This is a genomic window from Sphingopyxis sp., from assembly GCF_036675685.1.
Classification (GTDB): Bacteria; Pseudomonadota; Alphaproteobacteria; order Sphingomonadales; family Sphingomonadaceae; genus Sphingopyxis.
The window spans coordinates 110,525-120,477 of the sequence record NZ_JAKFEM010000016.1 but is presented as its reverse complement, the minus strand read 5'-3'; the positions used below and the strand labels follow the sequence as shown (position 1 = coordinate 120,477).

Here is a 9,953-nt window from a genome sequence, read left to right as displayed (position 1 = left end):
CCGCTGTCGGCGGCGACCAAATTCTGGGCGGTGCCGATCGCCGGCTGGATGATGAAGAAGCGCGGCAATGCCATCGACCGCACCGTCGGCGAGGGCGCGCAGGACGAGGTGCGCGCCAAGCTGTCGCGTTTCGTGCGCGCGCGCTGGTTCGAGCCGCCGTTCGGCGGCGAAAGCTTTTCGAACCTGCTGCTCGACGCGTTCGACGCGATGGACGCTGCGCCGCCCGGGCCGGTGCTGGTGCCCGATGGCCAGCCGGTCGACCTGTTCGTGTCGGTCACCGATTTTGCGGGGCATAGCGTGCCGTTGGCGCTCAACAGCCCGCCGCGCGTCACCGAGGACGAGCACCGGCTGATGCTGCATTTTCGCGAGGACAGCCGCGCCGACAAGCGGCTCGACGACGTCCCCGGGCTGACCGCCGCGGCGCGCGCGACCGCGAGCTTTCCGGGCGCCTTCCCGCCCTTCACGCTGCGCGAGCTCGACCGGGTGCTCGAAAAGCGGAAGATCGCCTGGCCCGGCCGCGATGCTTTCATCCGCGCCCAGCTTCCCGTCGCGGGCGCGGGCGATCCCGCCGATCGCGTGCTGATCGACGGATCGGTGCTTGCGAACGCGCCGTTCCGTCCCGCGATCGCGGCGCTCAAGCAGCGTCCGGCGCGGCGCGAGATCGACCGCCGCTTCGTCTATATCGACCCCAAACCCGACTATCGTTCGATCAGCTTCGGCAAGCCCGGCGAGCATCCGCCGGGCAAGGAGGGGCAGGGCGAAGCGGCGCGGTTGCCCGGCTTCCTCGCGACTATTTTGGGCGCTCTCTCCGAAATCCCGCGCGAACAGCCGATCCGCGAAAATGTCGAGGCGATCGAGGGCATGTCGCGCCGCATCCGCCGCATGCAGCATATTGTCGATGCGATGAAGGTCGAGGTCGAGGAGCAGGTCGCGGCGCTGTTCGGTTCGACCTTCTTTCTCGACACGCCGACGGTGGCGCGGCTCGAAAAATGGCGGGCGAAGGCGCAGGATCAGGCCGCGGTGCGCGCGGGCTTTGCCTATGCCCCCTATGGTCACCTCAAGCTGTCGGCGGTGATCGAGGAGCTCGCCAGCCTGATCGACCGGCTGTTGCCGCCCGAGGGGGCCCTCCACCAGGCGAACCGGCGGCTCGCGCTGTGGGACGAGGCGCGCGCGCGCGGACTCGACCGGATTTCGGGCAGGCGCGGCGCGGGGGCGAGCGGCGACGCCATCGCCTTTTTCCGCACCCACGACCTCGGCTTTCGCATTCGCCGCCTGCGCTTCCTCGCGCGCGAACTCGACACCGCGGTCGAGGCGACGCGCGACGGCCGCGATCCGGTGTGCGAGGATATGCGGGGCGCGATCTTCACCGCGCTCGGCCTCTATCTCGACCGGCAGGGCGACAGCTGGCTCGCCGACCTCGACCTGCCGGCCGACGCTGCGCCGGGCCAGTGGATCGACGCGATCGCCGCGCGGCGCGACCTGACGGCGATCGACGGCGAGGCCGATGTGCTGATCGCCGCCGGGCTCGCCGCGATGCCCAGAGACGACCGGCGCACGCTCCTTCTCGCTTATCTGGGCTATCCCTTTTACGACATCGCGACCTTGCCGCTGTTGCAGGGCGAGGGGTTCGACGAGTTCGATCCGATCAAGATCGACCGCATCTCGCCGTCGGACGCGACCGCGATCCGCACCGGCGGCGCGGCGGCGATGCTGAAGGGAATCGAGTTCAACAGCTTCGGCGCCTTCTTCAGCCGTGCCTACCGCGAGAATGATTATCTGTGGGGGCGGCTCCACGGCGCCGACCGGTTGATCGACATCGTTGCGAGCAGCGTGACGGGCGATGGCGCGATGCCCCCCGACGCACTGAAGGCGATCAAGCGCCGCGCGTTCCATGCGATTTTGGACGAGGAGGAGGACCGGTTGCCGAAGGTGGCGGCGCTGATCGCGGAGCTCAGAGTTGAGATTGGATAATTTCTTTCGTCATCCCCGTGAAAGCGGGGACCCAGTGGCTGCCGTCGCCTGCGCAAACCGGGTTCCCGCTTTCGCGGGAATGACGAGACTTGGTGAGGGGACGGAAATCAATCCGTCAGATCGTCCCACATTTCCTTGATGCGGCCGAAAAAGCCCTGCGACGCCGGGCATTCCTCACCCGTCTCGGTCTCGCGAAACTCGCAGAGCAGTTCCTTCTGCCGCGCGCTCAGCCGCGTCGGGGTTTCGACGTCGATCTGGACGACAAGGTCGCCGTGGCCGCGGCCGTTGAGCACCGGCATGCCGGCGCCGCGCTGGCGCAGCTGCTTGCCCGACTGGATACCCGCGGGGATGGCGATGTCGTGCATCCGGCCGTCGAGCCCGGGGATGCCGATCTCGCCGCCGAGCGCCGCGGTCGTGAAGCTGATCGGCGCGCGGGTGAACAAGGTCGTTCCCTCGCGCTCGAAGACCTTGTGCCGCGCCATGTGCAGGAAAATATAGAGGTCGCCCGGCGCCGCGCCGCGCGCGCCCGATTCGCCCTCGCCCGACAGGCGGATGCGCGTGCCTTCATCGACCCCGGCGGGGATGTTGACGGTCAGCGTCTTGCGCCGGTCGACGCGGCCCTCGCCATGGCATGTGTTGCAGGGGTCGGCGATGACCTCGCCCGCGCCCTGGCAGGCCGGGCAGGTGCGCTCGACCATGAAGAAGCCCTGCTGCGCGCGCACCTTGCCGTGGCCGGCGCAGGTCGGGCAGCGGTTGGTATGGGTCCCCGGCTTGGCGCCCGATCCGTCGCACGCGTCGCAGCGCGCGGCGACATCGACCTGGATCTCGCGGGTGCAGCCGGAGTAGGCGTCCTCGAGCCGGATTTCCATGTCGTAACGCAGATCGGCGCCGCGCGCGGGGCCGCGCTGCTGGCGGCCGCCGCCGAACGCCGAACCGAAGATCGATTCGAAAATATCGCCGATGTCGCCGAAATCGGCATTGCCGTTGCCGCCGAAGCCGTTCGCGCCATTGACGCCGGCCTTGCCGAAGCGGTCATAGACGGCGCGCTTCTGCGGATCCTTCAGGCAGTCATAGGCCTCGCTGATCGCCTTGAAGCGTGCTTCGCTGTCGCCGCACCCCGGATTCTTGTCGGGGTGATATTTCATCGCAAGCTTGCGATAGCTCGCCTTCAGCGCCGCATCGTCGGCGCTACGCTCGACTTCCAGCAGTTCGTAATAATCGATGTCGAGACTCATGGTCTGCTCATGCCCCTAAGGGTGCAGCCCTTCGAGACGGGCCTTCGCCTTCGCTCAGTCCCTCCTCAGGGCGAACGGATAGAAAAACACCGTTCGCCCTGAGGAGCCATTGAGCTTGTCGAAATGGCGTCTCGAAGGGCATGCCCTTCGCCTTACTTCTTGTCGTCTTCGACTTCGGAGAATTCGGCGTCGACGACGTCTTCGTCGGTCTTCGCCTCACCAGCAGCATCGTCGGCGCCGGGGGATGCGGCCGCCTGCTGCTCCTTCTCGTAGATCGCCTGGCCCAGCTTCATCGCAACTTGTGCGAGCGCCTGGCTCTTTTCGGTCATCGTGGTGGGATCGCCGCCTTCGACCGCGGTCTTGGCTTCGGCGATCGCGGCCTCGATTTCGGACTTCAGCCCCGCGTCGACCTTGTCGCCATGCTCGATGACCTGGCGTTCGGTCGAGTGAATCAGGCTTTCGGCGTTGTTCTTCGCCTCGGCCGCCTCGCGGCGCACCTTGTCCTCTTCGGCGAACTGTTCGGCGTCCTTGACCATCTGGTCGATGTCCGAATCCGACAGGCCGCCACTGGCCTGGATCTTGATCTGCTGTTCCTTGCCGGTGCCCTTGTCCTTGGCGTGGACCGACACGATGCCGTTGGCGTCGATGTCGAAGGTCACCTCGATCTGCGGCACGCCGCGCGGCGCCGGCGGGATGCCGACAAGGTCGAACTGGCCGAGGATCTTGTTGTCCTGCGCCATTTCGCGCTCGCCCTGGAACACGCGGATCGTCACCGCCGACTGATTGTCGTCGGCGGTCGAATAGACCTGGCTCTTCTTCGTCGGGATCGTGGTGTTGCGGTCGATCATCTTGGTCATGATGCCGCCCAGCGTCTCGATGCCGAGGGAGAGCGGGGTGACGTCGAGCAGCAGCACGTCCTTGACGTCGCCCTGCAGCACGCCCGCCTGGATCGCGGCGCCGATCGCGACGACTTCATCGGGGTTGACGCCGGTGTGGGGTTCCTTGCCGAAGAATTCCTTCACGACTTCGCGCACGCGCGGCATGCGCGTCATGCCGCCGACGAGCACGACTTCGTCGATTTCGCTCGCCTTGATACCGGCGTCCTTGATCGCCTTCTTGCAGGGTTCGAGCGTGCGCTTGACCAGCTCTTCGACCAGCTTTTCAAGGTCCGAGCGGGTGATCGTCTTCACAAGATGCTTCGGCCCGTTGGCGTCGGCAGTGATGAAGGGCAGGTTGACCTCGGTCGTCGCGGCCGACGACAGCTCGATCTTGGCCTTTTCGGCGGCTTCCTTCAGGCGCTGAAGCGCGAGCTTGTCACCGCGCAGATCAATGCCTTCGTCCTTCTTGAAACCGTCGGCGAGATATTCGACGATCTTGCTGTCGAAATCTTCACCGCCGAGGAAGGTGTCGCCGTTGGTCGACTTCACTTCGAACACGCCGTCGCCAACCTCGAGGATCGAGATGTCGAAGGTGCCGCCGCCAAGGTCATAGACTGCGATCGTCTTGTTCTCGGTCTTGTCGAGGCCATAGGCGAGCGCCGCCGCGGTCGGCTCGTTGATGATACGCAGCACTTCGAGGCCCGCGATCTTGCCGGCGTCCTTGGTCGCCTGGCGCTGCGCGTCGTTGAAGTAGGCGGGAACGGTGATCACCGCCTGTTCGACCTTTTCGCCCAGATAGGCCTCGGCGGTTTCCTTCATCTTCTGCAGGATGAAGGCGCTGATCTGCGACGGCGAATAATCCTCGCCGCCCGCCTTGACCCACGCGTCGCCGTTGCTGCCCTTGACGATCGTATAAGGGACCAGCTCGGTGTCCTTCTTGGTGATCGGGTCATCGAAACGGCGGCCGATCAGGCGCTTTACGGCGAAAACGGTGTTTTCGGGATTGGTGACCGCCTGGCGTTTTGCCGGCTGGCCGATCAGGCGCTCGCCATCCTTGGCGAAGGCGACGATCGACGGCGTCGTGCGCGTGCCTTCGACATTTTCGATAACCTTGGGTTTTCCGCCTTCCATCACCGCCACGCAGCTGTTGGTGGTGCCGAGGTCGATCCCGATCACTTTGGCCATATTCTACTCGTCCTTGTTGCTTCTGTGGCGCCCTGAAAAGGCACGCCCGACATGAGGTTCTGGGCGCGATATAGGTGCGCTAATCCTTGGCACAAGGGCTTTGAAGGCTTATCGGGGACGGGAAATCATGCGCTTTCACGGAGTCCTCCCAAAATGAAACCTTTTGCGATCCTTGCACTTGCCGCCACCGCGCTGACCCTGACGGCCTGCGGGGAAAATCTGGGCAAGGGGCAGCAACTGAATGTCGTCAGCGGCCATATCCAGATGGGCGCCACCGACGACCGCCCCGCGGTCGGCTATTTCAAGGTCGAGGGCGGCCCGGTGCCGGTCGAGCTGGTCGCGGTGACCGCCGACCTCGCGCAGCGCGTCGAAATGCACGAAAGCGTCAAGGAAAATGGCGTGGTGACGATGAAGCCGTTGCTGCGCGCGGCGGTCCCCGCAAAGGGCACGATGGAGTTCAGGCAAGGCGGCAAGCATCTGATGATTTGGGGCATCAACGGCGCGGCGGTGCGCGCGGGCAAGCTGCCGATGGCGTTCGTCTTCACCAACAACAATAATGAACGGATCCTGTTCGACATGGTGATCAAGCCGGCGGCGGGCGCCGAGGGCGCGGCCATGGACCATGGCGCGATGGGCCATGACGCCGAAAAGGCGGCTCCGGACGCGGCCAAGAAGTAGGCGCGGGTGCCGCGTCCGTCGCGACCCCTGACGACCGGCGAAATCGCGCTCGCCCGGACCGTGTTCGGCGACGCGATCGCCTATGACCGCGTGCGCGTGAACCACCATAAGTGGATATTCTTCCAGCCGCGCCACATCGTGATGGCGCCGATGGGCAGCATGCATTTCAACCCGCATGGCGAGCTTTATTGTGCGGATTTCAGCGCTGCATCGCAGCGACTCCAGGGGCTGTTCATTCATGAGATGACGCATGTCTGGCAGGCGCAGACACGCGGGCGCTGGTATCTGGTGCTGATGCGCCACCCCTTCGCAACCTACAGCTACACCCTCAAACCCGGCTGGCTGCTCGAACGCTATGGGCTGGAGCAGCAGGCCGAGATCGTCCGCCATTACTGGCTGCTGACGCAGGGCATGGTCGTCGGCGGTGCACCGGGGGTCGAGGCCTATCGCGCGATCTTGCCGTCATCGTGGGACATTCCGTAGATGGACGATTTCGAGTTCGTCTTCGCGCTCTACAGCCTGCTGCTCGGCCTTTCGATGGTCGAGCTGCTCGGCGGGCTCGGCCGCGCGATCGAAACGCGTTTCGCCGCCGAAGCCGAGCGCGGGGCCTTCGCGATCGGCTGGCTGACGCCGCTGCTCGCGATCTTCGTGATGCTCGACCTGCTCTCCTTCTGGAGCGCGGCATGGATCGCGCGCGGCGACATTGCGGTGTCGAGCACCGCGCTGCTCGGGGTCGCGGCCTTCGCCAGCGTCTATTTCCTCGCCGCGCGGCTTGTCTTCCCGTCGCATCCCGAGGGCTTCGCCAACCTCGACGTCCATTATTTCCGCGTCCGGCGGATCGTGCTCGGCCTGCTGCTCGTGCTGCTGGCGGCGCAGCTTGGCTATTATGCGTCGCAGCCCGAACTGGCCGCCGCCCTCGCGCGTCCGATCGCATGGGTCATGACGGTGGTGCTCGTCGCGCTGATGGCCGCGGCTATGTGGGTCAAGGATCGCCGCTGGAGCATCGCGATCCTCGCGGCGCTGATCCTGCGCTACGTCGTCATCTATCTGCTTTGACCGGCCCGGACGCGGCCGGAAAAAGGCCGAAGGCGCCATGCGCCCCCGGCCCGATGACTCAATGCTGCATGTCTCCGTGGTCGGGCTTTTTCTCGCCCTTCTTGTCGCAGCAGCAGCCGTCTTTCATTTCCTTGCAGCAGCAGGCCTTTTTCGGCTCTTCCGCGGCATGGGTGACGGTGGGGGCGGCCAGCGCAAGCGCCAGCCCGAACAACATCTTCTTCATGTCATAACTCCTTGAAATATTGCTGGATCGAAAGGTCCGCAATCAGGAGCGTGGCGGTTCGGCCTCGGGAGGTGGTGTCACGCCTGTGAGCCGTAAAACCGGACTTTCCGGCGGGACCGGTTTCACCGGGCGAACGGCGATGTCGGGCGCGGGGCAGGCGATGGCGACACAGGGCGCCGCGCAATCGGGGTGCGGCGCGACCGTCTTGTCCTTCGCCGGTCCGGACATATCGCAGCCGGCCATCGCTGGCATTTCGGTCTGGGCGAGGGCGATGCTGCAAAGCGGGCTGCCGGGGCCCGCCACAATGAGAATCGCAACGACGAGTGCGACGAGTGATCGGAATGGGCGCCAGTGCATCATGGAGCCGCCGATCATAGAGCAAGGCGCGTCGCAGACAATCCCGCCAGAAAATTGGCGGGTCCGGGACGCCATCCATCCTGTCAGGCCGATTCTTTGCTGGCCAAGGCAGGCATGTTCGTCCTATGTTCTGTTTATGGATTCAACTTCGCTCGTCGTCGCCCTTGTTGCTCTCGCCCTTGGCAGTCTGATCGGCTGGCTTTTCGCCGGGCGGCAGTCGGGTGCGCTCAAGGCCGAGCGCGACGGGCTTTCGGAGCGGTTCCGGACTGCGGTCACCGACCTTGCGGCCGAGGCCGAGGCGCGCAAATCGGCCGACATCCAGCTTGCGGCCTTGCTCAGCGAGCAGCGCGCGCGCGACGAGGCGCATGACGCGCAGATTGCGCAATTGAAGGACGCGCAGGCCGCGCTCACCGCGCAGTTCCGCGAGGTCGGGCAGGCGATGCTGGGCGAGGCGCAAAAGTCTTTCCTCGACCGCGCCGAGGCACGCTTCAAGGAAAGCGAGGCGACCGCAGGACAGAATCTGAAAGCGCTGCTCCATCCGGTCCACGACCGGCTCGAAAAATATGAGGCTGCGGTCGCGAAGGTCGAGGCCGAGCGCCGCGACGCCTTCGGCCTGCTCCACGGCCAGATCGCGGCGATGCGCGAGGGCACCGAGCGCGTGTCGAGCGAGGCGGCGAAGCTGGTCAACGCGCTGCGCAACGCGCCCAAGGCGCGCGGACGCTGGGGCGAGCAGCAGCTTCGCAACGTGCTCGAAAGCTGCGGCCTTTCGGAACATGCCGATTTCCAGACCGAGGTGAGCGTGACCGACGGCGACGGTGCACGGCTGCGCCCCGACGTCGTGGTGCGCGTTCCCGGCGGGCAGAATCTCGTGATCGATGCCAAGGTGTCGCTCAACGCCTATCAGGACGCGTTCGGTGCGGTCGAGGAGCGCGAGAAGGCGGCGCACCTTGTGGCGCATGCCGCGGCGATGAAGGCGCATGTGAATACGCTCGGCGCCAAGGCCTATTGGAACCAGTTTCCGGATACCCCCGATTTCGTCGTGATGTTCGTGCCCGGCGAGCATTTCCTCGCCGCAGCGCTCGATCAGGACCATGAGCTTTGGGACTATGCGTTCGAGCGCAAGGTGCTGCTCGCGACCCCGACCAACCTCATCGCGATCGCGCGCACCGTCGCGGCGGTGTGGCGGCAGGAAAAGCTCGCCAATCAGGCGCGCGAAATTGCGGCGCTGGGAAAGGAGCTGTATGCGCGCATGTCGGTGATGGGCTCGCATATCGCCAAGGTCGGGCGCAATCTCGACCAGGCGACGGGCGCGTACAACGCCTTTGTCGGCAGCTTCGAATCCCAGGTGTTGACGCAGGCGAAGCGTTTCGAGGCGCTCGACATCGAAACCGGCGACAAGGAAATCCCGTCGCTGCCCGTCGCAGAGCAATCGGCGCGGCCGCTGGCGAAGCTGGGGTCGGCGCCCGCGGCGGTCAACGACGCCAGCGAATAAGGCGCCCACCTCCAAAATCCGCTCGCCCTGAGCTTGTCGAAGGGCCGTCCTTTCTCTCGGCGCGGAATAGGAAGAACGGTGCTTCGACAAGCTCAGCACGAGCGGGAAAGGGATTTAGGCGCTTTAGATCACCCGCCGCAGCACCGCGGTTCGCCCTTCGCCTCCCGTCAGGATCAGCGTGCCGTCGTCGGCGAAGGTCAGGCGGACCGGCGTTTCCATCAGTTTGAAGAAAGCGTTTTCCTGCGTCATGCCCGCGCCCGGGCACGCCATTTCGGTCGCCATCAACGGCCCGGCGGCGAGCGTGCCGTCGGCTGCCGAATAGCCCCCCGAAAAGCGGTTGCAACCCGCGCTGCCGCTGAGCCGCGCGCCGTCGAACTGCAGCGCAGTCGGCCGGTCCGCCGCGACCGCGACGCCGCCGATCGACACGAAGGTCCAGTTCGATCCCGCGAGCGTGTCGGGCGACAGGATCTTGCCGCCGCAACCTTGCAAAGTCTTGCCGTCGGCGACGATGCGTACCGTGTCTGCATAACGGCGGTCGCTCATCCCGTCGCTGCACGGCGCGTGTTTGACCACGACCGACAGCCGGTCGGTGACATAGGCCCGGCCGTTCATCGACGGCCGCGCACCGGGGTTCGGCACCATGATCTTGGTCTCGCCATAGTCGCCGTCATAGTTGAGCCGCGCCGGGGTGATCTCGAGCGTCCAGCCGGGTTCGGTGCCGAGCGCCATATAGGCGGCCGCAGGCGGATCGCCCGGTCCCTGTGGCGGCGTTTCGGCGGCGGGCACGCATCCGGCGAGCGCAAGCATCGAAACGAGGGCGGGCAGCGCGATCTTGATCATGCGGCGTCTCCTATCCCGATCGGACTGATCGCTTGATG

At 65.7% G+C, this 9,953-nt stretch carries 10 protein-coding genes; 5 read left to right on the top strand and 5 right to left on the bottom strand.

The window, feature by feature from the left end:
* Positions 1–1,971: patatin-like protein (locus V6M50_RS07560; protein WP_332817939.1), on the top strand; the 1,971-nt coding region annotated here is incomplete at its 5' end.
* A gap of 107 nt (positions 1,972–2,078) precedes the next feature.
* On the opposite strand, the gene dnaJ is transcribed toward V6M50_RS07560, so the two are convergent.
* Complete coding sequence (gene dnaJ, locus V6M50_RS07555) at positions 2,079–3,206, bottom strand: molecular chaperone DnaJ (protein ID WP_332817938.1); 1,128 nt, start codon at positions 3,204–3,206, stop codon at positions 2,079–2,081.
* 152 nt (positions 3,207–3,358) lie between these two features.
* Positions 3,359–5,269: a molecular chaperone DnaK gene (dnaK, locus tag V6M50_RS07550; RefSeq protein ID WP_332817937.1), complete on the bottom strand. Its 1,911-nt coding sequence runs from the start codon at positions 5,267–5,269 to the stop codon at positions 3,359–3,361.
* A 153-nt stretch (positions 5,270–5,422) separates the two neighbouring features.
* Here dnaK and V6M50_RS07545 point away from each other — a divergent pair, with 153 nt between their 5' ends.
* Genes V6M50_RS07545 through V6M50_RS07535 form a run of 3 tightly spaced genes read left to right on the top strand, consistent with a single transcriptional unit; the run spans position 5,423 to position 7,003 of the window.
* Positions 5,423–5,947 carry a copper chaperone PCu(A)C gene (locus V6M50_RS07545; RefSeq protein ID WP_332817936.1) on the top strand — a complete coding sequence of 175 codons (525 nt, stop codon included), beginning with the start codon at positions 5,423–5,425 and terminating at the stop codon, positions 5,945–5,947.
* A gap of 6 nt (positions 5,948–5,953) precedes the next feature.
* Positions 5,954–6,430, top strand: coding sequence for a vgr related protein (locus tag V6M50_RS07540; RefSeq protein WP_332817935.1), 477 nt, complete (start codon positions 5,954–5,956; stop codon positions 6,428–6,430).
* Positions 6,431–7,003 (top strand): hypothetical protein, encoded by a 573-nt coding sequence (locus V6M50_RS07535; RefSeq protein ID WP_332817934.1) that lies wholly within the window; start codon positions 6,431–6,433, stop codon positions 7,001–7,003.
* A gap of 58 nt (positions 7,004–7,061) precedes the next feature.
* On the opposite strand, the gene V6M50_RS07530 is transcribed toward V6M50_RS07535, so the two are convergent.
* Positions 7,062–7,226, bottom strand: coding sequence for a hypothetical protein (locus tag V6M50_RS07530; protein ID WP_332817933.1), 165 nt, complete (start codon positions 7,224–7,226; stop codon positions 7,062–7,064).
* 42 nt (positions 7,227–7,268) lie between these two features.
* On the bottom strand, positions 7,269–7,601 hold the full coding sequence (locus V6M50_RS07525) for a hypothetical protein (RefSeq protein WP_332817932.1): 333 nt from the start codon (positions 7,599–7,601) through the stop codon (positions 7,269–7,271).
* A 118-nt stretch (positions 7,602–7,719) separates the two neighbouring features.
* Between V6M50_RS07525 and V6M50_RS07520 the strand changes: the two genes are divergently transcribed.
* Positions 7,720–9,075 (top strand): DNA recombination protein RmuC, encoded by a 1,356-nt coding sequence (locus V6M50_RS07520; protein WP_332817931.1) that lies wholly within the window; start codon positions 7,720–7,722, stop codon positions 9,073–9,075.
* Positions 9,076–9,198: 123 nt separating this feature from the next.
* On the opposite strand, the gene V6M50_RS07515 is transcribed toward V6M50_RS07520, so the two are convergent.
* The gene (locus tag V6M50_RS07515) at positions 9,199–9,915 is read right to left on the bottom strand and encodes an META domain-containing protein (protein ID WP_332817930.1); all 717 of its coding nucleotides are present in this window, start codon (positions 9,913–9,915) and stop codon (positions 9,199–9,201) included.
* Positions 9,916–9,953: the final 38 nt, after the last annotated feature.

Excerpts from the sequence above, each read along its gene's own strand:
- dnaJ (WP_332817938.1), bottom strand. The coding sequence starts at position 3,206 with ATGAGTCTCGACATCGATTATTACGAACTGCTGGAAGTCGAGCGTAGC.
- dnaK (WP_332817937.1), bottom strand. The coding sequence starts at position 5,269 with ATGGCCAAAGTGATCGGGATCGACCTCGGCACCACCAACAGCTGCGTG.
- V6M50_RS07545 (WP_332817936.1), top strand. The coding sequence starts at position 5,423 with ATGAAACCTTTTGCGATCCTTGCACTTGCCGCCACCGCGCTGACCCTG.
- V6M50_RS07535 (WP_332817934.1), top strand. The coding sequence starts at position 6,431 with ATGGACGATTTCGAGTTCGTCTTCGCGCTCTACAGCCTGCTGCTCGGC.
- V6M50_RS07530 (WP_332817933.1), bottom strand. The coding sequence starts at position 7,226 with ATGAAGAAGATGTTGTTCGGGCTGGCGCTTGCGCTGGCCGCCCCCACC.
- V6M50_RS07525 (WP_332817932.1), bottom strand. The coding sequence starts at position 7,601 with ATGATCGGCGGCTCCATGATGCACTGGCGCCCATTCCGATCACTCGTC.
- V6M50_RS07520 (WP_332817931.1), top strand. The coding sequence starts at position 7,720 with ATGGATTCAACTTCGCTCGTCGTCGCCCTTGTTGCTCTCGCCCTTGGC.
- V6M50_RS07515 (WP_332817930.1), bottom strand. The coding sequence starts at position 9,915 with ATGATCAAGATCGCGCTGCCCGCCCTCGTTTCGATGCTTGCGCTCGCC.